Origin of the sequence: Streptomyces chiangmaiensis (assembly GCF_036281785.1) — a bacterium.
GTDB lineage: Bacteria > Actinomycetota > Actinomycetes > Streptomycetales > Streptomycetaceae > Streptomyces > Streptomyces chiangmaiensis.
Window position 1 is genome coordinate 1 of the sequence record NZ_JAYWVC010000135.1, and the last position, 22507, is coordinate 22507.

Below are 22507 nucleotides of genomic sequence, written 5' to 3' on the forward strand. Positions count from 1 at the left end.
GTCGGCGGCGGACCCGCCCGTCGCACCGTGAGGGAGCAGGTGGCGCTGCAGGGCGAGGGCCGCGGAGCGTTCGCGCGCGTATCGGCGGGCGTTGTCCAAGGACAGCGCCGCCCAGCTGACGAGTTCCTCGGCCAGGCGCAGGTCGTCCTCCTCGAACGGCAGGGAGTCCGCCGTCCGCATGAACACCGCCATGCCGAGTACGGCGCCCCGCGCGTGGATGGGCACGACCATCAAGGAGTGCATCGCGTGTTCGCGGAACCTCAGCGCCTGTGCGGGGAGTGCCTGACCGAAACAGGAATCGGGAGAGACGTCCAGCATCGGCTCGAAGTGGGACTTCCCCGAGTGCAGGACGCGGGCGAAGGGACAGTGCTGCGCGACGAGGACCGGCTCGCCCGACGCGGCCAGGGACTCCGGGGCCCCCGGGCGGATCGAGGCGAGGCCCGCGCGGCGGAAGACGGGAGTGCGTCCGCCCTGCGGGCCGAGGCGGGTCAGGGGCTCCTCGCCGAGCGGAACGGACTCCGCCAGGTCGACGGTGGCGTAGTCCGCGAGGAGCGGCACCGCGAGGTCGGCCAGTTCCTGCCCGGTCCGCATGACGTCCAGGGTGGTTCCGATGCGTGTACTGGCCTCGCCGAGGATCACCAGACGCTCGCGCGCCCGCCGGCTGTCGGTGACGTCGAAGCTCACCACGCACACGCCCAGGGCACGGCCCTCCGCGTCGTCCAGGCGGACGAGGGAGGCCGTCAACGTACGCTCCCGGCGCCCACGCGTCGGCCGGAAGGCCCGGTACTCCACGTTGATCGCCGGGGCGCCGCTCTCCAGTGCCCGGTGCGACAGCGCCTCCAGCGTTTCGGCGTCCGCGCCGGGCGCCGCCTCCGTCAGCGTGCGCCCCAGCCGCTGCTGAGGAAGGATGCCGTCCTTGAATCCCTGGGTGTCGTTCACCCAGACACAGCGCAGGTCGGTGTCGCGAATCACGACTCCGATCGGCAAGCGGCGGTGCAGCGCCGTATGGAGCGACTCCACCGCCGATCCGTCCGCCCCCCAGGAGGAAAGCGTGGCCTTGCAGGTCGCCGACACGGCCCACCGGGCCCGGCCGTCCTGTCCGGACAGCGGCGACACGGACAGGAGCACACTGAACCTGCGGCCGTCGCGGTGACGGAGTTCCACGGAGCCGACCCAGTGGCCCTGTGACCGGCACTGCTCATGGAACGCTGATGCGTTCGCCCAGTCTTCGGCGGCCGAGAGCAGGATCTCGGCGGACCGCCCCACCACCTCCGAGCCCGGGTAGCCGACAAGCCGCTCGGCTGCCTGCGTCCACCCGACCACCGTCCCGTCCGCGTCGAGCAGGGCTATCGCTGCGCCGACCGCCTGGAAGGGCGTCTGAGCTGCGGTGGTCGCCGTTCCCGTAGCGTCGTACATTGATCATCCGTTCTGCTGCCCAGCGGTGGATCCGGGTTGCGGCGGCTTGGGTGTGTCTGCTGGCGCGCAATAGTCGACCAGTCTGTTTCCTGTGCCCAGGGTGCACCAACGGTCAGCGGTAGCGCTATGTCCTAACTGCTTGCTTTTGTTAGGGGTGGCCTCCCAATGCTGTAAGCGAGCCGCGCGTGACCATAGGAGGTCGAAGGAAGCGACTTTGGCCTGAAGTTTCGATGACCCAGTCAAGCGCCCTGCCTGGGGCTTGGAGCACACCCAGATGGCGGCGCGCTGTCAGCACATGGTCGACAGTGTGCGGACCGCGGTGGATCAGGTTGACGGGCTCATCTGGAAGCAGACAGACGAAGCCGACTGAGACCGAAACTGAGACCAAGCACGACGAAGGGGCGCACCCATACGGGCCGCCCCTTCATTCATCAGCGGTAGCGGAGGGATTTGAACCCTCGGTGACTTGCGCCACACTCGCTTTCGAGGCGAGCTCCTTCGGCCGCTCGGACACGCTACCGAGGGAGACCCTACCCCAAGGTGGGCTGTGGCCTGAAATCCGTATTCGGGGCGCCCGGACATGAGCCTCAGCGGCTCCGGAAGAAGTCTGTGAGCACGCGGGCGCAGTCGTCCGCGAGCACGCCGTCGACGACCTCGGGGCGGTGGTTGAGGCGCCGGTCGCGCACCAGATCCCACAGCGACCCGGCGGCGCCGGCCTTCTCATCGCGCGCGCCGTAGACCAGCCGGTCGACCCGGGACTGCTGCACCGCGCCCGCGCACATCGTGCAGGGCTCCAGAGTGACGACGAGCGTGCAACCGGGCAGCCGCCACTCGCCGAGCGCCATCGCGGCCCGGCGCAGCGCGAGTATCTCCGCGTGAGCCGACGGATCGCCCGTCGCCTCGCGCTCGTTGTGACCGGTCGCGAGCACCGAGCCGTCCGCGGACAGCACGACGGCACCCACCGGGACGTCACCGCCCTCGGCGGCCAGGCCGGCCTCGTCCAGGGCAAGCCGCATCGCGGCCCGCCACTGGTCGCGCACCGGATCGGGGGCCGGCGTCCCGTCCTGGGTCACTCGGTGCCCCTAGCGGACGGTCTCCAGGACCTCCGAGGCGCCCAGGGCTTCGGCGATCGCGCTCAGCGCGTCCTCGGCGTCCAGGATGCGCAGGTCCTTCTCGCCCACGCCGAGGTCGTCGAGGATCTCGCTGTCACCCACGGGGCCGTGCGGCACGGCGGGGTCCGCGGCCGCCGTGTCCTCGTCGTCGGCGTCCTCGGGCTCACCGTCCTCCGTACCGTCGAGGTCGAGGGAGTCCAGGTCGGCGACGTCGTCACCGGGCTCCCTTCCGAGCAGCTCGTCGGTGAGCAGGATCTCGCCGTACGAGCTGCGGGCCGCTGCGGCGGCGTCCGAAACGTAGATACGAGGGTCGTCCTCGCCGTCCACGCGGACGACGCCGAACCACGCGTCCTCCTGCTCGATGAGTACGAGCACCGTGTCCTCGTCGACCGAGGCTTCGCGGGCCAGGTCGGTCAGATCCGACAGGGTCTCCACATCGTCGAGCTCTGTGTCGCTCGCTTCCCACCCGTCTTCGGTGCGCGCGAGCAGTGCGGCGAAGTACACCGTGACTCTCCCACTGGTCATAGGCGTGCCGGTTGGGGTTCCCCCCGGCGGAGGTTGCGGGCGGGGAGTGCTTCTCCGAGCCCCACCCACTCGGAATCGTGGCAGAAACAAGGCGCTCAGGGGACGTCTTCGACTCCCTGTGTCTCCACGCACCAGCGCACTCATTGCCGCCACCTGCGGATCGTACGCGGCCCGGGGCTGTGTGGTCGCACGGCCACCCCCGTGGCGGCCGCGTCGCTACCAGCGGAAGGTGCGCATGCGCACGGCGTGACGCAGGCGTGCGGCCTTGGCGCGGCGGGGCTGGACGCGGTCGCGCAGCTCGCGTGCCTCGGCGAGTTCTCGCAGGAACCGGGCGCGGCGCCGCATGCGTGCAGCGTCCGTCTCCTGCGCTTCGTATTCCTCTTGGGACTCCCGGTCGGACATAGACACACCACCCCAGTTGTGTCCCTCTCACTTTCCCTCTGATGGCGGGTTCGATGTCAGGCGGAAAGGGGGACGGATCCGAGGTGAGCGGTCCGCCGGCGCCGGCGTCGCACGGGGGCGCGGCGGGGACAGGAGGCCCGGTTACTGTTAGGGACATGCGTCTCCACGTCGTCGACCACCCCCTGGTCGCCCACAAGCTCACCACGCTGCGCGACCAGCGCACCGACTCCGCGACCTTCCGTCGGCTCGCCGATGAGCTCGTCACCCTGCTCGCCTACGAGGCCACCCGGGACGTGCGCACCGAACAGGTCGACATCAAGACCCCGGTCGCCGCGACCACCGGTGTCAAGCTCGCCCGTCCGCGCCCCCTGGTCGTGCCGATCCTGCGCGCCGGCCTGGGCATGCTCGACGGCATGGTGCGGCTGCTGCCGACCGCCGAAGTGGGCTTCCTGGGCATGATCCGGAACGAGGAGACGCTCCAGGCCTCGACGTATGCGTCGCGCATGCCGGAGGATCTGTCGGGGCGCCAGGTGTACGTCCTGGACCCGATGCTCGCCACCGGCGGCACGCTCGTCGCGGCGATCCGGGAGCTGATCAAGCGAGGCGCGGACGACGTGACGGCCGTGGTGCTGCTCGCCGCCCCGGAGGGTGTCGAGGTCATGGAGCGCGAACTGGCGGGCACGCCGGTCACGGTGGTGACGGCCGCGGTCGACGAGCGGCTCAACGAGCACGGTTACATCGTGCCGGGGCTGGGCGACGCGGGGGACCGCCTCTACGGGGCGGCGGAGTAGGCGACGTTCGGGCCGGGGGCGCTTCCCGCACGGAAGCCGCCCGGTGGCCCGGTACGGCGGCCGTACGGCCGCCGGAGGTTCTTTCCGGTTCCGTGGGACCGGAACCCTCAGCAGCCCTTCTTGGTGTCGCCCGACGGTGACGCCGTCGGGCCGGTCAGGGCGGCCAGCGCCTTGTCGGCGTCCGTCTTGCTCGACAGCGACTTGAACCCGTCTCCCAGGATCAGGTCGACGGCGGCGCCGGTGCGGGCGGGGTCCGTGCGACGCTCGGCAGCCGGCAGCTGCGCGCCGAGTACGGGCAACGAGGTGTCGACGGCCGCCTTGGGGCCGAGCAGCAGCGCGACGCCCTTGATCTTCTTGTCGAACTCCTCGGTTGCGTTGCCCACGTCGCCGATGTGGAAGCCGCGCTTCTTCAGCTCGTCCGCGGTCTGCTTGGCGAGGCCGCTGCGGGGCGTGGCGTTGAGGACGTTCACGGTGATCTGGCCGGGCGCGGGCAGAGCCTTGAGAGCCGCGGGCGACGCGTTCGCCTTGGTCGCGCAGTTCGCCTTCGCGCCGGACGCCGACGCCTTGCCGCCCTGACCGGTGAAGACGTCGATGAGCTGCAGGGTCCCCCAGCCGATCACACCGATGGCGGCCACGGACGCGACCACGGCGAACACGACCCTGCCGCGGCGCCGGGGTCGGCGCATCCGCGGGTACTTGTCCCCCGTGATCCGGTACTGGCCACCCATGCCGGGGGGAGTCAGCATGCTCATGAGGCGCAGCGTAGTGCGCCGGGGCGGCAATGCCTACTAGATGATCATTCAACGCCGCGTACTCCAACCCGAAAGGGTCAAAGGGCACACGCGGACGGCCGTGCAGCGCGGAGCTGAACGAGCGTCACATGGGGTGGCGGTGCACGGGAAGAGGCGAGGACGCCGGAGAATCAGTCGAGCTCGAGCACTCTCGCATGCAGGACCTGGCGCTGCTGCAGCGCCGCGCGGACCGCGCGGTGCAGGCCGTCCTCCAGGTACAGATCGCCCTGCCACTTCACGACGTGTGCGAAGAGGTCGCCGTAGAACGTCGAGTCCTCGGCGAGTAGGGTCTCCAGGTCCAGCTGCTGCTTCGTCGTCACGAGCTGATCGAGGCGGACCGGGCGTGGCGCGACGTCCGCCCACTGCCGGGTGCTTTCCCGGCCGTGGTCGGGGTACGGCCGGCCGTTTCCGATGCGCTTGAAGATCACACGGAAAGCCTACCGGTCGAGGCGTTCCGGGCGCAGCCATGGCGACGGAGTACGGCACGGAAAAAGACACGGTAAACAGGGTCAAAACGGGAGTCGGACGAGGACGAGCCATGGCCGGAGCCTGCCTGGATGCCACCGCGCACGGGGAGCAAGGGAGCCCTTCCGCGTTCCCGGGGTCACCCGGCGCACTCCCGCGCGGTCGCGGCCGGTGGGGACCGCCGCGGGCGGCCGGACCTCGATACCGAGGACCCCCGGCGCAGTCCCACGCTTTCGGCCGCATCCGCCACGCCGTCCTCGCGGGTGTCGAGGTCGTCCGAGTATGCGCCGGTCCTGAGCCCCGCCCATCGGTCGAGGTCCTGTCGGGAGGGAGCGGCCGCCCGGCCCTGGGGCGGCCGCCGTGCGTGCTACTCGTGATCCCTTTCCGGCGGGGTGGTCGGCGGGGGTTCCTCCCCGGTGTCGGCCTCCGGTTCGGTCGTGGGTCGGGGTTTCGTGCTGCGCGCCGCCTCGGCACGCAGCAGGGCGTGCAGGACCGCGTACGGGTCGATGAGCATGTCGGTGTCCTTGCGTTGCTGACAGGTATGACGGTTCCGGAGGACGGGACCTGTCAGCAGCGCAGGACGACGGTGCGCAGCGCGTGCAGCGTGGGCGAGTACGGCGCCCACGCGAGGGCGGGGGCCGAGCCTTCGGGGCCGGACGGCCTGGCGCCGCCCGGCGGACCCGGCCGTGAGGAGGCGACGGTGCGGTGCCCCTGGGGGTTGGTCGGCGCGGGTGTCGCGGTGAGCTGGTCGTACTCCGCCCCGCACGTCTGAGCCGTGGACACCGGGAGGGAGTCGGCCGTCACCGCCCCGGTGTGCGCGCCGGCCATGAGCAGCGCGACCAGCACCACGAGCACCCGCAGCCAGGCGTACCGGCGGGCGGTGCGCGGGGCATGCGGGGTGGGGCTCACGAGAGGTCATCTGCCCGCCTGGCGAGCATCGTTCATGGTGTCGGCCCCGAAACCGCTCGCTCGGCGTACGCCGAGGGCGTCAGGTTGACACCCGTCAGACAGTACGAGGAATCCGCTCCGCGTGGCCCCGGATCCGGATCGCCGTGACGATCTCGACGACGCCGACCACGACCAGCCACCAACCGGCCACCAGGGTGAGCACGGCGATCGATGTGAACGGCGAGTCGATCAGCACGATCCCGGCGACGAAGGTCACCACGCCGAGGAAGATCTGCCAGCCGCGCGCGGGCACCGCCGGGTCGTGGGCGGCCGCCACGATCTGGGTGATCCCGCGGATCAGCCAGCCGATACCGATCCACAGCGCGAGCAGCAGGATCGACTCCATGGGGCCGCGGAAGCAGAAGAGGCCCAGCAGGATCGAGAGGGCACCACTGATGAAGGCCAGGACGCGCAGCGAGGTGGTCTTGTGCGTGCCGAAGGCGGAGGCCAGCTGGAGCACGCCGCTGATGATCAGATAGAGGCCGAAGAGCACCCCTGCGGCGAGCAGGGACGGTCCCGGCCAGACCAGGACCAGGATCCCCAGGATCAGGGACGCGACGCCGGTGGCGAGGACGACCTGCCAGGCCGAGCGGGAGAGCAGATGCAGGAGGCCCTCGAAGGGTGGCTCGACGCCCTCCGACGCGGGTCTCGGCGCATGCGGGTCACGCGTGGCGTGGATGCGGCGGTCGTCGTAATCGGATCCCCGGGGGGAGCCGCTCGGTGCGTCGGTCATGATCCATGCTCGGACTGGGCTCCAACACCCCGCCAGCCGGGTGGACCAACCGGCTGACGCCTATCGGCCCGCCGTCCTGGCGGCCTTCGCCGCCGCCTTCAGCTCCTGCTTGTACGCCCGGACCTTCGCCAGTGACGTCGGCCCCGTGATGTCGGCGACGGAGCGGAACGACTTCTCCTCGCCGTAGGGCCCCGCGACCTCCCGCCACCCCTGCGGCCGTACGTCCAGTTGTTTGCCGAGGAGGGCGAGGAAGATCTGCGCCTTCTGCTTGCCGTACCCGGGCAGCTGCTCGAGCCGCTTCAGCAGCTCCCGGCCGCTGCCGACGTCCTTCCAGACGGCCTCGGGGTCCCCGTCGTAGTGCTCGACGAGGTACTGGCACAGCTGCTGGACGCGCTGGGCCATGGAACCGGGGTAGCGGTGCACCGCCGGCTTCTCCGACAGCAGTGCGGCGAAGGCCTCCGGGTCCTGCGCCGCGATCTCGTGCGCGTCGAGGCCGTTCGTGCCGAGCCGTTGCGCGATGGTCCACGGCCCCTTGAACGCCCACTCCATCGGAACTTGCTGGTCCAGCAGCATCCCGATCAGCGCGGCGAGCGGATTGCGTCCGAGGAGCGCGTCGGCCTCGGGATCCTGGGCGAGATGAAGTGTGACGTCCATGCCCCGATGATCCCGCGGGCCGGCTCGGGCCGCGCGCCGGTACCCCAGAGCGTTCAGCCTCCGCCGCCCCGTCCGCGTACCCGAGATCTTCCTGCCCTGGCTCGCCCTCCTCCGGGTCGGCTTCGCCCTCGAGCACCTCCTGGCCGCCGGGCAGCTTCACGGCAACGACCGCGTCGCGATCGTGCGGGAGGCCGTCGAGGAGGTCGCCGCGAACCCGCCGCACGGCACCTGGGGCGACACCCACCGGCTCGCCCCCTGGCGGGCGGCGACCGGGACGCCGTACGACGAACCGGACTTGTCCGGGGACCACGGCTGTGTCCTGTGCACGTCCTGCGTCCTCGGCCCGACCGATCGGGGCTTCGTCCCCGGCCCGGCCGTCGTCCTGCCCGAGGTCGACCTGCCGGACGTGTACCTCCCCGAGACGCGCGCCCCGCCGGCCTTCCTCACCCGTCCGGTGGACCTCGCCGACCAGTGCTGTGGCCGGAAGGGTTTGCGAGCCGATGAACCTTTCCGGTCGCCGCACTAGCCTGCGTGCCGTGACCCCTGACGACCTCGTCGCCCACTACGGACTGGAACCGATCCCGCGTGAGGGCGGGCGGTTCCGGCGCACCTGGGCGGGGCCCCCACTGCCCGACGGACGCCCGGCGGGCAGCGCCATCGTCGCCCTGCTGACCGCAGAACCGGACGACTACTCGGCGCTGCACCGGCTCCCGGCGGACGAGGTCTGGCACTTCTACCTCGGCGATCCGCTGGAGCTGCTGCTCCTCGCCGCCGACGGAAGCGCGCGGACGGCCGTCCTCGGACCGGACGTCCTCGGTGGCCAGTACGTCCAGTTCACCGTGCCCGCCGGCACCTGGATGGGCGGCCGGGTCGCCGCGGGCGGGGCGTGGACGTTTTTCGGGTGCACCATGGCGCCGGGCTTCACCGATGAGGACTACGAACACGGTGACGCGGCCGAGCTGGCGGCGCGCTACCCGGCCGAAGCGGGCCGGATCGCGGGGTTGTGCCGGTCGTGAGCGGGTTGCTGACGGGACAGGTGGCCCTGGTGACCGGGGCGGGCGGGGCGTCGGCCGTGGGATCGCGCTGCGGTTCGCCGAAGAGGGCGCGGCGGTCGCACTCCACTGCCGAACGTCGGTTCGGGCGGCGCACGACGTGGCCGCGCGCATCCGTGAGGCGGGCGCCCGCGCCGTCGTCCTCCAGGCCGATCTCACGGTCGAGGACGAGTGCGGGCGTCTGGTCGACGCGGCCGAGTGGGGCGGCGGCCGGTTGACGGCACTGGTCAACAACGCGGGTGTGCAGCCGACGCAGGAGCTGGCCGGGATGACGGCCGCCGACTGGCGGGCCGTGGTCGACGCCAATCTCTCGAGTGTGTTCGCGTGCACGCAGGCGGCGGTGGAGGTCATGCGTGGGGGCGGCGGCGGCACCGTCACGCACGTCGCCTCCATCGAGGCCACACATCCGGCGCCGCTGCACGCCCACTACTGCGCGTCCAAGGCGGCCGTCGTCATGCACGCGAGGTCGGCCGCCCTCGAGTTCGGCTCGTACGGCATCCGCGTCAACTCCGTCTCGCCCGGTCTCATCGACCGCGAGGGGCTGGCGGAGGACTGGCCCGAGGGGGTGCGCCGGTGGTGTAGTGCCGTGCCCACCGGCCGGCTGGGACGCCCGGAGGACGTCGGTGACGCCTGTGTGTTCCTGGCATCGTCGCTCGCCTCCTGGATCACCGGCCACGACCTGGTGGTGGACGGGGGCGTGTCGGCCCGGCCCACGTGGTGACGGGGCACCCGGCCATGATGGCGTGACGCACGTACGGGTGACGGGGCTTGCCGCCGCGCTGAGCGCTGCGGACCCCCCGTCCGTACGTGACGGAGACCCGGGACGGGCGGATGACCGAGACCCGGGACGGGCGGATACGGGAGATGACGTGGACGCAGGACGCGTGGGCGCGGGGAGTCCGCGGGCGGCGGCGAGCGGGCGGCGGCCGCGGCACCTCGTGTTCGTGCTGCTCGTCGTTCCCCTGCTGCTGCTCGCGGGCGCCGGTTCCGCGTCCGCGCACGCCGTCCTGAAGGACGCCGACCCGGTGGACGGCAGTGTGCTGAAGACGTCGCCGAGGGCCGTCAACCTCACCTTCTCCGAGTCGGTCGGGCTGCTGGACGATTCCATCCGCGTGTTCGACCCGAGCAACCGCCGGGTCCACACGGGCGAACAGGAGCACACGGACGGCCGTTCGGACACCGCACACGTCACGCTGCCCCGGCTCCCGCAGGGCAGCTACATCGTGGCCTGGCGCGTGGTGTCGGCGGACAGCCACCCGGTGTCGGGCGCGCTCACGTTCTCCGTCGGCAAACCCTCCGCGACGACCGCGGTGCTGCCGTACGACGAGGCCCAGGACGCCGCCACCACGACGCTCTACGACATCGCCCGTTACGTCGCCTACGGCGGCCTGGCCCTGCTGCTCGGTGTTCTCGTGTTCGCGATGGCGACCGGTACGGGAGTGGCCCGTGGCTTGCTCGTGGGCGGCTGGTGGACGCTGCTGGCAGCCACGGTGGCGCTGTTGCTGCTCCGAGGGCCGTACGAGCGTGGCAGCGGCCCCGCGACGGCTTTCGACCTACCGGTGCTGCGGGAGACGGCCACGAGCCGACCAGGTCTCGCGCTGCTTGCGCGGCTCCTGCTGCTCGGTGTCGCGGCTGCGGTCGCGGGGCGCGCGGGGCTGCCGTACGCGTGCAGCGAGGCGCGGACCGGTGACGGAGAGCAGTCGGCCGACGCCGCGCCGACGGGCAGTGGTCCGGCCGTCGGCGAACGGCCGCCGTTCGCGTTCGTGATCATGCTGTCGCTCGCCCTGGCGCTGACCTGGGCGGTGGCCGAACACGCCGCCGCGGGCATCCAGGTCCCGCTCGCCATGACCTCGGCGGTGCTGCACCTGCTGGCGATGGCGGTGTGGCTGGGGGGCCTGGCGGCCCTGCTCACGTCGCTGTACCGGACGCCCGACGTGCTTCCGGCGGCCGCGGCCGCCCGCTTCTCGCGTCTGGCCCTCGCGAGCGTCGCCGTCCTGGTGGCCACCGGTGTCTACCAGTCCTGGCGCGGTCTCGGCTCCCTCGACGCGCTCACCACCACCGCGTACGGGAGGCTGCTGACCGCCAAGGTGGTGGTCGTGCTGCTGCTGCTCGCGGCGGCGGCGTACTCGCGCCGATGGACCGCACGGCTCGCGGTGCCGGCGGCGGACGTGACGGCGCCGCAGCGGGTGCGTGAGGTCGTGGGGGCGGCGACGGGACGCGTGGAGGCCGCCTCGCGGGACGGCGCCGCCGGGGATGTGCCCACGCCTTTGGGACCGGACGACCGGGACACCGCGAGCGCACGCGCGGGCTCCGAGCCGGGAGGGCCGGCCGTCGAGGACCCGTCGCCGCACCGGAGGGCGTTGCGCCGGTCGGTGCTGGCGGAGATCACGATCGGGGTCGTGGTGCTCGTGATCACGACGCTGCTGACGGGCACGCAGCCGGGCCGGGCGGTCTCGGAGGCGCAGGCGTCACAGATCGCGGCCGAACCGCCCCTCGGTTCCACCACGTTGATCCCCTTCGATGTGGGGACGCCCGGTGGACACGGCACGGTGCAGGTCGAACTGACGCCAAGCCGGGTGGGCGAGAACCAGGTCCAGGCGGTGATCTACGGGCCCGACGGCGGCATCGCGACCGTGCCCGAACTGCGCCTGAGCCTCACCCCGGCGAATCGGAAGATCGGCCCATTGGACGCCAAGATGGAGGATCGGGGCGGCTATTGGGCCGCCGACGCGCTGAACCTCCCGCTGCCGGGCACCTGGACGATGAAGGTGACGGTCCGTACGACCGACATCGACCAGGTGACCGTGTCGAAGACCGTACGGATCGGCTAGCCGGCCGGTGCGAACCACGCCCGACCGCCCCGGGTTTCGTCGCGGCACGGCGGTGACAACGTTTTGGTTGTGCGCATGTGGTGGAGGCAGGGATCGGCGCCCCCGGGCGGCCGTTGCCACCGCGTGCGCATGCCGTCACGTGACCGCGTGCTCGCGTACGACCTGCGGCGCAGCGCTCGAATGTGTTGCGTACACCTTGCCTTGGGAGGTCGGGCCCACCGGTCGTTCGTCAGCAGAGTTGATCAAGGATGTGTCGGTCACGTTTCAAAAACGGGGTTACGACAGCCCTTGACGTATGACCGGACATGCGAGTCTTATGACGGCCACGATGTTCGGTCGAGTTGGTTTCTGGTGGATTCTGACCCAAGTGCTCAGAGATCTACCCGTGACCGACCCTGCCCCCAGGAGCCGTCATGCATCACTCCCCGTCCCGCCTCTCCGTCCCCGGCCCGAACCGCCGTTCCCTGCTGCGCGGAGTCGGTGGAGCAACCCTCCTCGCCGGTGCCGGCATACCCCTGCTGAGCGCCTGCGGCGGCAGCGGCGCGGCATCCGACCCGAAGACCGTGAGCCTGGGCTCCAACGCCTCGGACGCGGTGCCGAAGAAGGCCTTCGAGGAGGTCTACGCGGCCTTCAAGAAGCAGTCCGGCATCACGGTCGATGTGAACACAAAGGACCACAACACCTTCCAGGAGCAGATCAACTCCTACCTCCAGGGCACGCCGGACGACGTCTTCAACTGGTTCGCCGGCTTCCGCATGCAGTTCTTCGCCGCCAAGAAGCTCGCGACCCCGATCGACGACGTGTGGCAGAAGATCGGGGACAACTTCCCCGAGGCGATGAAGAAGCTCAGCAAGGGCGAGGACGGCAAGTACTACTTCGTGCCGCTGACCACGTACCCGTGGGCGGTCTTCTACCGCAAGAGCGTCTTCCAGCAGCACGGCTACCAGGTCCCCACCACCTGGGACCAACTCGTCGCCCTGTGCAAGCAGATGAAGAAGGACGGCCTGGTCCCGATCGCCTTCGGTGACAAGGACCAGTGGCCGGCGATGGGCACCTTCGACCAGATCAACTTCCGCCTCAACGGCTACGACTTCCACGTCCAGCTGATGGCGGGCAAGGCGTCCTGGACCGACGCCAAGGTGAAGGCGGTCTTCGACCACTGGACCGAGATCCTGCCCTACCACCAGGATGGTGCCCTGGGCCGCACTTGGCAGGACGCGGCGCAGAGTGTGGTGGCGAAGAAGGCCGGCATGTATCTCCTGGGCAGCTTTGTGGCGCAGCAGTTCACCAACAAGGCCGACCTGGACGACCTCGACTTCTTCCCCTTCCCGGAGATCAACTCCGCATACGGCCAGGACACCGTCGAGGCGCCGACCGACGGCTTCATGGTCAGCAAGGCCCCGAAGAACCACGACGGCGTCGTGAAGCTGCTGGAGTACCTCGGCTCCCCGGAGGCCGAGCAGACCTACCTCAAGACCGACCCCAGCGTGGTGGCCGCCTCCTCCAAGGCCGACACTTCCTCGTACAGCCCGCTGCAGAAGAAGGCGTTCGACATGATCAGCGGCGCCAAGTCCCTCACCCAGTTCATGGACCGCGACAGCAGGCCGGACTTCACCTCCACGGTGATGCAGCCCTCGCTGCAGAAGTTCGTCCAGAACCCCAAGGGCGTCGACAGTCTGCTGTCCTCGATCGAGCGCCAGAAGAAGACGATCTTCGCATCCGCATGAGCACCGACTCGACGACGAAGACCCCGGAGGCGGCCGCCGTGCCGCCTCCGGGCGCCGCATCCCACACCAAGCGGGTCGTGCGCGGCCATCAGCGCCTGCTCACCCGCCGCGACCGGATCACGCTCGCCCTGATGGCCGGCGTGCCCACGGTCCTGCACGTGGCCCTCGTCTGGGTCACCGCCCTCGCCTCCATCGCGCTCGCCTTCACCACCTGGGACGGCATCGGCTTCGACTCGATCAAGTGGGTGGGCCTGGAGAACTTCAAGCAACTGTTCTCCGACAACCCGCAGTTCTGGCCCGCCGTCGAGCACAACGTCATCTGGTTCGTCGTGCTCATCCTCATCCCGACGCCGCTCGGCCTCCTCCTCGCCGTTCAGCTGGACAAGAGGATCCGCTTCAGCCGCGTCTACCAGACGGCGTTCTTCCTTCCGGTCGTCATCTCGATGGCGTGCATCGGGTTCGTCTGGCAGCTCGTCTACAACCCGGACACGGGCCTGATCAACAGCCTCATCGGCGCCAACAAGTCCGGCCACTACATCGACTGGATCGGCGACCCGAAGCTCAACCTCTGGGCCGTCCTCGTCGCCGCCTCCTGGCGGCACACGGGCTACATGATGATCCTTTACCTGGCCGGCCTGAAGAGTGTCGACCCGTCCCTGCGGGAGGCCTCCGCACTGGACGGCGCGAACGAGTGGCAGACCTTCAAGCACGTCATCTTCCCGACGCTGCGTCCCACCAACACGGTCGTCCTGGTCGTCACCATCATCGAGGCGCTGCGCGCCTTCGACCTGGTCTTCGTCTTCAACAAGGGTGCTCAGGGTACCGAGTTGCTGTCGATCCTGGTGACCAACAACATCATCGGCGAGTCCAGCCGCATCGGTTACGGATCGGCGATCGCGGTGGTCCTGCTGTTGATCTCGCTTGCCGTGATCATCCCGTACCTGGTGGCCACCTTCCGGAAGGAGCGGCGATCGTGAGCGCCCCCACCCTCGCGACCGGCGCGCTCAAGAAGCGCGCGCCCGTCCGCCCCGCCCGCGTCCTGCTGCACGTCTTCCTCGCCGGTACGGCACTGGCGTGGCTCGCCCCGCTGCTGTGGGCGATCTTCTCGGCCCTGCGCCCTTACAGCGAGACCAGCACCAAGGGCTATGTGTCCTGGCCGGACAAGCTGAGCCTGGACAACTTCACGAACGCGTTCGAGCAGTCGGACATGATGCACTACTTCGGCAACACGCTGCTGATCGCGGTGCCGGCCGTGCTGCTCACGCTGTTCCTGTCGTCGATGGTCGCCTTCTACGTCAGCCGCTTCGACTTCCGCCTCAACCTCGCGTTGCTGCTGGTCTTCACGGCGGGCAACCTGCTCCCGCAGCAGGTCATCATCACCCCGCTGTACCGGATGTACCTGCTCACCAACCTGCCCGGCATCACGGAGAGCGGCAAGCTGTACGACTCCGCGCTCGGCCTGGTCCTCATCCACGTGGCCTTCCAGTCCGGTTTCTGTGCCTTCGTGTTGAGCAACTACATGCGGTCGCTGCCGCAGGAACTGACCGAAGCCGCGCTCGTCGACGGCGCCTCGGTGTGGCGTATGTACTGGCAGATCACGCTGCCGCTGTGCAAGCCGGCGATGGCGGCCCTGGCGACCCTGCTGTCGATCTGGATCTACAACGACTTCTTCTGGGCCCTTGTGCTGATCTCGACCGGCGAGAAGATGCCGATCACCTCGGCACTGAACAACCTCTCCGGCCAGTACTTCACGGACCCGAACCTGGTCGCCGCCGGTGCCCTGCTCACCGCCATCCCGACGCTGATCGTGTACTTCGTGCTCCAGCGCCAGTTCGTCAGCGGCCTGACCCTGGGCTCCAACAAGGGCTGACCCGCCTGCTCTTGACAGGGGCCCCTGCTCGTGGGCGGGCGCGCCGCGCCCCTCCACGAGGAGGGCCGGCGGTCCTCGACCGCCGCCTTCGGGAGCCGCCCGATGAACCGTGCCGGGCTCCGTGACGGTGGGTTCGGATGACGTGGCGGTGGTCCGGGAGCCGCGGCAGGGCCGGACCGGCGGACCGACCGTGACGTAGGGCCCGGACATGTCCCGGAAGCCGAGCCCTCGTAAGGGGCGGCGTGCCGGCCCTCTTGATGGCCGCCGGGGTGGCTCTTACCCTGCTGCTTTTCCGGCAACTGTCGACGAGGGGGCGGCGTTGGCGAGGAAACCGTCCGCAGAGGAGATGCTCCAGGCCGTCGGACAACACGTCGCCCGGCACGGGATCAGCGTGCTGCTCACGTCTCCCGGCGCCGCGGATCTCTCCTGGCAGTCGCTGCTCGACTGCAGGATCGTCCGCAGCATCGAGGAGCGCAGCGAACGCGAGATGAGGGCCACGGGCCGGCGTCGCGACATCGCCGATCGCCCGACCTACACCGACCTGGCCTCCCACCCGGTCGACCCGCCCGCCGACCCGGGAACCCCACACAGGCTGGAGCTGGTGCGCGAGGGCTCGCTCGAGGAAGTGGCGTGCGAGGGCTGCGAGGCGGGTCGCAGGACATGCGCGCGCTGTACGGGGAACGGCCGCCTCACCTGCGACAGATTCGTGCCGTGCGACGGATGCGGGGGCGGCATCGACGCGTGCTGGGAGTGCGATGGCACCGGCCGCCCCAGGCGCCGCGGCCGGCGGACCGATCCCCGGCCCGTGGACGGCCCGCAACGGGCCCGCTGCTCCCGCTGCCACCGCGCGGACGCGGCGTGCCCGAAGTGTCTCGGCAAGGGCCGCATGGACTGCTCCGTGTGCAGGGCGACCGGCTTCGTGGAGTGCTCGGCCTGCAGGGGCGCGGGCCGGGTGAGACACACGGAATGCGCGGGCACGGGCCTGTTCACGACCTGGACCGGCGCCGTGATCAGCCACACCCCTGACGCGCGGAAGGTGGAGGAGCCGGCGCCGCTGTACATCCGCCCGGCGACGGACGGCGCGGGCGACTGGCGCAGAACGATCCTGACCAGCGCGACGGACAAGCTCCCGGACGACCTGGAGCCGGCCCACCGGGCGATGATCGACCGCCACCTGGCCGTCTCGAAGAACGAGGTGGGCCGGCGCGTGACCATCCGCCATCTCCCCCTGGCCCGTGTCACCGCCCATGCCGACCCGGACCGCGTCTACTTCGCCTTCCCGTCCTCCACCGGCATCAAGGTCCTCGAGCGCCCCTCGAAACAGCGGGTCGTCCGCTTCTCGGCGATCGCCTCGACGACGATCGCCGTCGCCGTGCTCCTCCTGCTGCTGGTCGTCGTGGTACTGAACTGAGCGGTCGTCGACGCCGAACCGGCCGCCCGGCACGCGGACCGTCAGGGCCGGGCGCGGGCCTGTTCGCCGGTACCTCCCGGCAGCCGGTCGACGAGGCCCGGCCCATCTGCCTGCGGTCCGCCACGCCGGTCACGTCTGGTCGGTCCTCATCCCGGGGAATATTCTGGACGTACAGGGAGCGCTCACGTGGAAGTCGTATATGTCGCCGATGTCCAGGCGGGGCCCCCGAGACGCGCATCGGGGCGCGGTTTCGGGTGATGCCGGAAGTCCGGGGGCCGCGAGTTGCCGCGGCGAGGCCCGTGGGAGGCGCGATGACCGAGCAGAAGAACCAGCAGGTCGGGGTATGGCCGCGGCTGCGAGTGGAGAACTGGGTCGAGACCCGGGACACACTGCACATGTGGACGCAGATCGTCGGAAAGATCCGGATGGCCCACGCTCCCATGGTCAACCACTGGTGGCAGGTCACCCTTTACGTCAGCCCGCGGGGGCTCACCACATCCGCGATCCCGTACCGGAACGGCGCGTTCGACATCGAGTTCGACTTCGTCGACCACCGGCTGCGCATCGATGTCAGCGGCGGAGGCCGGCGTGATGTGGCGTTGGCGCCGAAACCGGTGTCCCAGTTCTACGCCGAGACCATGGGTGCGCTGGGAGAGCTGGGCATCCGAACGCGTATATACCCGAGGCCGAACGAGGTGGAACCGGCCATCCCGTTCGCCGACGACGACCGGCACGCCTCCTACGACCCGCACGCAGCGCGGCTCTTCTGGAGCCAGCTTCTCCAGGCGGGCCGGGTGTTCGGGGAGTTCCGGTCCTCGTTCGTCGGCAAGGTCAGCCCCGTGCACTTCTTCTGGGGGTCGATGGACCTGGCCTGCACCCGCTTCTCCGGGCGGCCCGCGCCGCTGCATCCCCCCGGCGGCCTGCCCAACATACCGGACTGGGTGACGAGGGAGGCATACTCCCTCGAGTTGTCCAGCTGCGGGTTCTGGCCCGGTGGTGGAGAGGAGGGCGCGTTCTACGCCTACGCGTATCCCGAACCGGTCGGCTTCGCCGACCACCCGGTCCGTCCCGCCGAGGCGTCATACCAGCGGGTGAACGGTGAGTTCGTGCTGCCCTATGAGGCGGTCGCCTCCGCCGCCGATCCGGACCGGGCGCTGAGCGACTTCCTGCACAGCACCTATGAGGCGGCCGCGCAGTCGGGCCGTTGGGACCGGGCCGCGTTGGAGGTCGGCGCACACCACTGGGAACACCACTGACACCTGCCGGAGCGGATACGCCTGCCCCGGTCCGGGACCGGTCTCGCGTACCTCCAGGGGGTGGCGTTCGGTCCGCGAGCGCGGTCAGGTGCGCCGGACGACCAACACAGCGAGGTCGTCGGGGCTGTTCATCGCGACCGCGTCGTCGAGGACGCGGTCAGCGGTCTCCTCGGCGCTCAGCCCGTCGTGGAGGGCTTGGGCGGCCAGTGTTCCGGCGTGCTCCAGTCCGGCGTCCAGCGTGCGGTCCGGTCCTTCGACCACACCGTCGGTGACCATGACCAGCGCGGTGTGCTTGTCCAGCGTGAAGGTCTCCTGCGGGTAGTCGGCGTCCGGCAGGATTCCCAGGACCGGACCGCCCGGCAGCCGGCGGACGGCGTGGCTGCCGTCGTCGTGTGCGCACAGCAGGGGCACGTGGCCGGCGCTGGCACCGGTGACCTGTCCGTTGTGTGTGTCGATGTGCAGCATGGTGCAACTGGCGAACCGTGCTGCGCCCATCGCGACAAGCAGTTGATTGGCGTGCGCCAGCACGGTACCGGGGTCCGGCTCATGGGCGGCGATCGCGCGCAGGGAGCCGCGCACCTGTCCCATGAAGGCGGCCGCGTCCACGTCGTGTCCTTGGGCGTCGCCGATCTCCAGAGCCACCGTGCCATCGGGCATGAGAAAGGCGTCGTACCAGTCTCCGCCGATGTCGAGCCCGGTGCGGCAGGGCCGGTAGCGGGCGGCGACCTCCAGGCCCGGCAGGCGCTCGGGCAGCGTCGGAAGCATGTGATGCTGGACCGCCGTGGCCAGCTCGAGGCGGGCCTGCTGCGATCGGATGCGCCCCAGCGCCTGGCCTGCGAGCTCGGCCAGGGTGAGCATGAAGGTCCTCTCGTCCGAGGACGGGAGGTGCTTGCTGTCATGGGTCACCACCCAGGCCCCGAGCGGCCGGTCGCCGCCGGGGCCGAGGGGAGTGATCGACATGGCGACGTCGGGGCCGGGCCACCCCAAGGGCACTGCCTCGGAGTGCGGCCAGCGACGGAGCAGTTCCTCATGATCGGCGATGAACAACGGCTCGCCCGTGCGGATCGCCTGGGGCAGCGGGCGCTCCTCGTCCAGCGACACGGAACGTACGGCGTCGACGTACCACTCGGGGAGCCCGCCGTCCGAGGAGATGATGAGGTGCCCGTTGTCGGCGAGCGCGAGCGCCGCGCCGGTACCGCTGAAGGTCGCGGCGAGCCGGGTCAGAACGACCTGCTGCAGTTCCTGCTCGGTGGCAGTGGTGATGAGGGCGGAGGAGAATTCGGCGATGTCGTTGGCGCGGCGCCGCTCGGCCCCAAGTGTGGCCAGCATTTCCTTGCGGCGGGCCTCGTGCTGGGTGTCGTCGCGGATCATCCCGAAGACCAGCTGCTCGCCCCCGGCGGCAGTCGTCGGCCGCGCCTCGACGAGGGCGACCAGGGACGCCCCGCCCGGCCCGGGCAGCTCCAGCACTCGCATCGCCAGCCTCTGCTTGCGCGCGTGGGCCACGATGCGCTCGACCACGCCCCGCTGACTTTCGGGCACCAGCTCCCATGCGTATCGGCCCACACACTCTTCGGCAGGCCTGCCGAGCGCCGTGGCCATCGGGGCGTTCAGGGAGCGGACGATGCCGTCCGGGTACAGCAGGGCCGACGGTTCAGCCCTTCGAAGGAGTTCGTCCGAGGCATCCACGTGCCGCTCCCTCGCGATCGTCGAGCGACCACCCTCACAGCTCCAATAGTCGCATTCCAGTCATTTCATCGCGTCATCAGGGCCTTGCGTCCCGGGGGCGGGACGGGTGCCCCGCACGCCCGGACGGAGGGCTGCCGCCCGGTGGACTGCTGTCGCGTCACCGTCCCAAAAAATCGAACATATGACCACATTCGGGCTCTGTGAGGTTCTCCGGCGGCCTGCCCGCCGGGTCCGGCCCGACAGGCAGTGGGGCTGTCCGTGTGTGATGACCGCCGAGTGCCCAGGGATACTCAGCCGACGACAGCGGACACAGTCTCATCTGCTACCGCCGAATCGGCTCGTCGCGCTGTTGGGCGAGGCCGGACTCGTCGTCACCACGAGGGTGTTGCAGGAGCCCGGCGAAGGAGCGAAGAGGGCGATCGCCACCTTTCTTGCGCGGAAACCCGAACACCCTTGACGTCATGGCCGACCGGCCGGCTCGATCAACCGGCCCACATTGTCGGCCACGGCGTCGACCGGTCCCGCGTCCGTCACTTCGCCCAGGACCTGATTGGCGGCCGCACGGTCGGCAAGGTCGGCTTGATTCCTCATCGGCAGCCGAGTCGTCGTGGGGTGTCGGGCTGTGCCGGCGACCTTCGGGCGCAAACCCGGCCGGTCCTGGAATACGCTTTCCCAGGTCGAGCTTGCCACCGCCGAGTGGGCCGACTGGTACTGCCACCGCCGACTCCACGGTGGGACAGGCCACGTCCCGCCCGTCGAGTACGAGGCAACCGTTACATGGAATCCGCCGCATGTCACACATTTGACACGTCTCTTGTCATGAGTGGGAAAGCGGGCAAGAGCCCGCCGACCCAAGGAGTGCAGTGATGACTAAGCCCGTTCTGGAGCCTGCAGCTCAGGAGCTTGCGGAGGCGACGGCCAACCCGCCGTTCCTGTACGAGCTCGGTCCGGAAGGTGCCCGGAAGGTTTTGGACGACCTGCAGGCGGCGCCGGTGGCGAAGCCGGACGTGACGGAAAAGTGGATCACGGTACCCGCCGAGGTGGGCGATGTGCAGGTACGCATCGTCAAGCCCGTCGGCGACGAAGGCACGCTGCCGGTCGTCCTCTACATGCACGGTGGCGGCTGGGTCCTCGGCAATGCCGGTACCCACGACCGTCTGGTGCGTGAGCTGGCCGTCGGGGCGAACGCCGCTGTGGTGTTCGTCGAGTTCGACCGCTCGCCGGAGGCCAAGTACCCGGTCGCCATCGAGCAGGCATACGCGACTGCTCGATGGATCACCGCGAAGGGCGCGGAGGAAGGTCTGGACGCCTCTCGCCTGTCGGTGGCCGGCGACTCCGTCGGCGGGAACATGGCCGCCGCACTGACCCTCATGGCCAAGCAGCGCGGCGACGTGACCTTCGTGCACCAGTCGCTGTACTACCCCGTCACCGACGCGGCCCAGGACACCGACAGCTACCGGGAGTTCGCGGACGGGCCCTTCCTCACGGCGAAGGGCATGGCCTGGTTCTGGGACGCCTACACCACCGACCCCGCCCAGCGGGCCGAGATCACCGCCTCGCCGCTGCGGGCAAGCCTGGAGGAGCTGAAGGGCCTGCCGCCCGCGCTCGTCATCGTCGACGAGAACGACGTGCTGCGGGACGAGGGTGAGGCCTACGCCCGCAGGCTGACCCAGGCCGGTGTTCCCACCACGAGCATCCGCTACAACGGCATCTTCCACGACTTCTTGATGCTCAACCCCCTCCGGCCCACGCACGCCGCAACTGCCGCGATGGAGCACGCCATTCACACCCTGCGCACCGTCTTCCGCAGCAACTGAGAGTACTGCGCTGCTCAGCCGCAACTCCTGAAGCGCGAGCAGCGCTGAAGCTGTTCACCACCTCGGCGCTCGTGCGCGTGGACCTTACCGGCGTAGAACTGTGATCGTCCGTTTCTTCCACTGTTCATCGACCCCACAGACTCGATGAGCGCTGTGGGAGAGCCGATCAGCACGGTTGCCCGGCAATGCCAACCCGCGCACGGGACCGTCGAGCCCGATCGATTCACCGAGCCGGTCCTCGGCCGTAGCCCGCTCCTGGCAAGCCCCGGACATGTTCCCGCTTGCCGCCCACGGTCTTCCTCTCCATGACTTGCGGCAGCCCCCTGCCGTACTGCGGCCATGTCCATCTGTCCGCACATGGCTGAAACCTCTGCCTCGAAAGGGCTCTTCATGAACCGTCATTCGCGTTATCGGCGTGCCCGCACTCCTGTCACCCTCATGGCCACGGCGGCTGTCGCCGCCGGCTTTTTCGCTACGGCGGTCGGTCCGGCGAGCGCCGCCAAGAACACTTCCTCAAAGGCCGGCAAGCCGACCGTCGTACTCGTCCATGGCGCGTTCGCCGACTCCTCCAGCTGGAACGGCGTCATCAAGCAGCTGAAGGAGGACGGCTACCCGGTGGTGGCCGCTGCCAACCCGTTGCGGGGTGTGAGCATCGACGCCGCCTCCGTCAAGGACCTGCTGGCCAGCATCGACGGTCCGGTGGTTCTTGTCGGGCACTCCTACGGCGGAGCGGTGATCAGCAACGCCGCCTACGGCTCCGACAAGGTCAAGGCACTGGTGTACGCCGACGCCTTCCTCCCCGACAAGGGCGAGAGCGCCAATCAGCTGGCGAGCAAGTTCGAGGGCAGCGTCATCGGCGAGGTTCTGCGTCCCGTCCCGATCACCAACCCCGACGGCTCCAAGGACGTCGACCTCTACATCGACCAGTCCAAGTTCCACCAGGCGTTCGCTGCGGATGTCCCCGCGAACACCGCCGGCCTGATGGCGGTCACCCAGCGTCCCGGGACCGGCAGTGGCCTT

General features: G+C 69.9%; 21 protein-coding genes, 1 tRNA gene and 2 pseudogenes. 12 read left to right on the forward strand and 12 right to left on the reverse strand.

The window, feature by feature from the left end:
• From VXC91_RS29680 to VXC91_RS29700, 5 genes are all read right to left on the reverse strand, one after another.
• A partial coding sequence (locus tag VXC91_RS29680; protein WP_329510433.1) for a PAS domain-containing protein occupies positions 1-1416 on the reverse strand: 1416 nt, incomplete at its 3' end.
• Positions 1417-1851: 435 nt separating this feature from the next.
• A tRNA-Ser gene (locus VXC91_RS29685) sits at positions 1852-1936 on the reverse strand.
• A 67-nt stretch (positions 1937-2003) separates the two neighbouring features.
• A complete protein-coding gene (tadA, locus tag VXC91_RS29690) occupies positions 2004-2432 on the reverse strand; it encodes a tRNA adenosine(34) deaminase TadA (RefSeq protein ID WP_329510451.1) in 429 nt (142 codons plus the stop codon).
• 66 nt (positions 2433-2498) lie between these two features.
• Positions 2499-3032: a tRNA adenosine deaminase-associated protein gene (locus tag VXC91_RS29695; protein ID WP_329510452.1), complete on the reverse strand. Its 534-nt coding sequence runs from the start codon at positions 3030-3032 to the stop codon at positions 2499-2501.
• Between the two features lie 237 nt (positions 3033-3269).
• Positions 3270-3455: a hypothetical protein gene (locus VXC91_RS29700; RefSeq protein WP_329510434.1), complete on the reverse strand. Its 186-nt coding sequence runs from the start codon at positions 3453-3455 to the stop codon at positions 3270-3272.
• 155 nt (positions 3456-3610) lie between these two features.
• Between VXC91_RS29700 and upp the strand changes: the two genes are divergently transcribed.
• Positions 3611-4246, forward strand: a complete 636-nt coding sequence (gene upp / locus VXC91_RS29705) for a uracil phosphoribosyltransferase (protein ID WP_329510435.1) — start codon at positions 3611-3613, stop codon at positions 4244-4246.
• Positions 4247-4353: 107 nt separating this feature from the next.
• Here upp and VXC91_RS29710 read toward each other — a convergent pair whose 3' ends face one another.
• The 6 genes from VXC91_RS29710 to VXC91_RS29735 all read right to left on the reverse strand — a co-directional run bounded on the left by VXC91_RS29710 (position 4354) and on the right by VXC91_RS29735 (position 7837).
• Positions 4354-4998: a LytR C-terminal domain-containing protein gene (locus VXC91_RS29710; protein WP_329510436.1), complete on the reverse strand. Its 645-nt coding sequence runs from the start codon at positions 4996-4998 to the stop codon at positions 4354-4356.
• A 170-nt stretch (positions 4999-5168) separates the two neighbouring features.
• A complete protein-coding gene (locus VXC91_RS29715) occupies positions 5169-5465 on the reverse strand; it encodes a type II toxin-antitoxin system VapB family antitoxin (protein WP_004943146.1) in 297 nt (98 codons plus the stop codon).
• A gap of 404 nt (positions 5466-5869) precedes the next feature.
• Positions 5870-6016 carry a hypothetical protein gene (locus tag VXC91_RS29720; RefSeq protein WP_329510437.1) on the reverse strand — a complete coding sequence of 49 codons (147 nt, stop codon included), beginning with the start codon at positions 6014-6016 and terminating at the stop codon, positions 5870-5872.
• Positions 6017-6069: 53 nt separating this feature from the next.
• Positions 6070-6411, reverse strand: a complete 342-nt coding sequence (locus VXC91_RS29725) for a hypothetical protein (RefSeq protein ID WP_329510438.1) — start codon at positions 6409-6411, stop codon at positions 6070-6072.
• A gap of 94 nt (positions 6412-6505) precedes the next feature.
• Positions 6506-7183, reverse strand: coding sequence for an HdeD family acid-resistance protein (locus tag VXC91_RS29730; RefSeq protein WP_329510439.1), 678 nt, complete (start codon positions 7181-7183; stop codon positions 6506-6508).
• Between the two features lie 60 nt (positions 7184-7243).
• Positions 7244-7837, reverse strand: coding sequence for an HhH-GPD-type base excision DNA repair protein (locus VXC91_RS29735; RefSeq protein WP_329510440.1), 594 nt, complete (start codon positions 7835-7837; stop codon positions 7244-7246).
• A 67-nt stretch (positions 7838-7904) separates the two neighbouring features.
• On the opposite strand from VXC91_RS29735, the pseudogene VXC91_RS29740 reads away from it, so the two are divergent.
• From VXC91_RS29740 to VXC91_RS29780, 9 genes and pseudogenes are all read left to right on the forward strand, one after another.
• Positions 7905-8213 (forward strand): annotated as a pseudogene (locus VXC91_RS29740) (penicillin amidase); the annotation flags it as partial.
• A gap of 124 nt (positions 8214-8337) precedes the next feature.
• A complete protein-coding gene (locus VXC91_RS29745; protein WP_329510441.1) occupies positions 8338-8853 on the forward strand; it encodes a cupin domain-containing protein in 516 nt (171 codons plus the stop codon).
• Positions 8841-9610 (forward strand): annotated as a pseudogene (locus VXC91_RS29750) (SDR family NAD(P)-dependent oxidoreductase). Before VXC91_RS29745 ends, VXC91_RS29750 begins: the two are co-directional and overlap by 13 nt.
• 148 nt (positions 9611-9758) lie before the next feature.
• Entirely contained in the window at positions 9759-11720 is a 1962-nt protein-coding gene (locus VXC91_RS29755; RefSeq protein ID WP_408057508.1) for a copper resistance CopC/CopD family protein, read from the forward strand.
• A gap of 413 nt (positions 11721-12133) precedes the next feature.
• Positions 12134-13447, forward strand: coding sequence for an ABC transporter substrate-binding protein (locus VXC91_RS29760; RefSeq protein WP_329510442.1), 1314 nt, complete (start codon positions 12134-12136; stop codon positions 13445-13447).
• The gene (locus tag VXC91_RS29765) at positions 13444-14424 is read left to right on the forward strand and encodes a carbohydrate ABC transporter permease (RefSeq protein ID WP_329510443.1); all 981 of its coding nucleotides are present in this window, start codon (positions 13444-13446) and stop codon (positions 14422-14424) included. Before VXC91_RS29760 ends, VXC91_RS29765 begins: the two co-directional genes overlap by 4 nt.
• Complete coding sequence (locus VXC91_RS29770; RefSeq protein ID WP_329510444.1) at positions 14421-15317, forward strand: carbohydrate ABC transporter permease; 897 nt, start codon at positions 14421-14423, stop codon at positions 15315-15317. Before VXC91_RS29765 ends, VXC91_RS29770 begins: the two co-directional genes overlap by 4 nt.
• A gap of 346 nt (positions 15318-15663) precedes the next feature.
• Positions 15664-16728 (forward strand): hypothetical protein, encoded by a 1065-nt coding sequence (locus VXC91_RS29775; protein WP_329510445.1) that lies wholly within the window; start codon positions 15664-15666, stop codon positions 16726-16728.
• Between the two features lie 311 nt (positions 16729-17039).
• On the forward strand, positions 17040-17984 hold the full coding sequence (locus tag VXC91_RS29780) for a DUF5996 family protein (RefSeq protein ID WP_329510446.1): 945 nt from the start codon (positions 17040-17042) through the stop codon (positions 17982-17984).
• A gap of 84 nt (positions 17985-18068) precedes the next feature.
• Here the strand turns inward: VXC91_RS29780 and VXC91_RS29785 are convergent, their stop codons facing one another.
• Positions 18069-19670, reverse strand: a complete 1602-nt coding sequence (locus VXC91_RS29785) for a SpoIIE family protein phosphatase (protein ID WP_329510447.1) — start codon at positions 19668-19670, stop codon at positions 18069-18071.
• An 866-nt stretch (positions 19671-20536) separates the two neighbouring features.
• Between VXC91_RS29785 and VXC91_RS29795 the strand changes: the two genes are divergently transcribed.
• Positions 20537-21487, forward strand: a complete 951-nt coding sequence (locus VXC91_RS29795; RefSeq protein WP_329510449.1) for an alpha/beta hydrolase — start codon at positions 20537-20539, stop codon at positions 21485-21487.
• A 390-nt stretch (positions 21488-21877) separates the two neighbouring features.
• Positions 21878-22507 (forward strand): alpha/beta fold hydrolase (locus VXC91_RS29800; RefSeq protein ID WP_329510450.1); only part of this gene is annotated, 630 nt, incomplete at its 3' end.

Coding starts and splice junctions, on each gene's coding strand:
- tadA (WP_329510451.1), bottom strand. CDS start 2,432: ATGCGGCTTGCCCTGGACGAGGCCGGCCTGGCCGCCGAGGGCGGTGAC.
- VXC91_RS29700 (WP_329510434.1), bottom strand. CDS start 3,455: ATGTCCGACCGGGAGTCCCAAGAGGAATACGAAGCGCAGGAGACGGAC.
- upp (WP_329510435.1), top strand. CDS start 3,611: ATGCGTCTCCACGTCGTCGACCACCCCCTGGTCGCCCACAAGCTCACC.
- VXC91_RS29710 (WP_329510436.1), bottom strand. CDS start 4,998: ATGAGCATGCTGACTCCCCCCGGCATGGGTGGCCAGTACCGGATCACG.
- VXC91_RS29720 (WP_329510437.1), bottom strand. CDS start 6,016: ATGCTCATCGACCCGTACGCGGTCCTGCACGCCCTGCTGCGTGCCGAG.
- VXC91_RS29730 (WP_329510439.1), bottom strand. CDS start 7,183: ATGACCGACGCACCGAGCGGCTCCCCCCGGGGATCCGATTACGACGAC.
- VXC91_RS29735 (WP_329510440.1), bottom strand. CDS start 7,837: ATGGACGTCACACTTCATCTCGCCCAGGATCCCGAGGCCGACGCGCTC.
- VXC91_RS29745 (WP_329510441.1), top strand. CDS start 8,338: ATGAACCTTTCCGGTCGCCGCACTAGCCTGCGTGCCGTGACCCCTGAC.
- VXC91_RS29760 (WP_329510442.1), top strand. CDS start 12,134: ATGCATCACTCCCCGTCCCGCCTCTCCGTCCCCGGCCCGAACCGCCGT.
- VXC91_RS29765 (WP_329510443.1), top strand. CDS start 13,444: ATGAGCACCGACTCGACGACGAAGACCCCGGAGGCGGCCGCCGTGCCG.
- VXC91_RS29775 (WP_329510445.1), top strand. CDS start 15,664: ATGCTCCAGGCCGTCGGACAACACGTCGCCCGGCACGGGATCAGCGTG.
- VXC91_RS29780 (WP_329510446.1), top strand. CDS start 17,040: ATGACCGAGCAGAAGAACCAGCAGGTCGGGGTATGGCCGCGGCTGCGA.
- VXC91_RS29795 (WP_329510449.1), top strand. CDS start 20,537: ATGACTAAGCCCGTTCTGGAGCCTGCAGCTCAGGAGCTTGCGGAGGCG.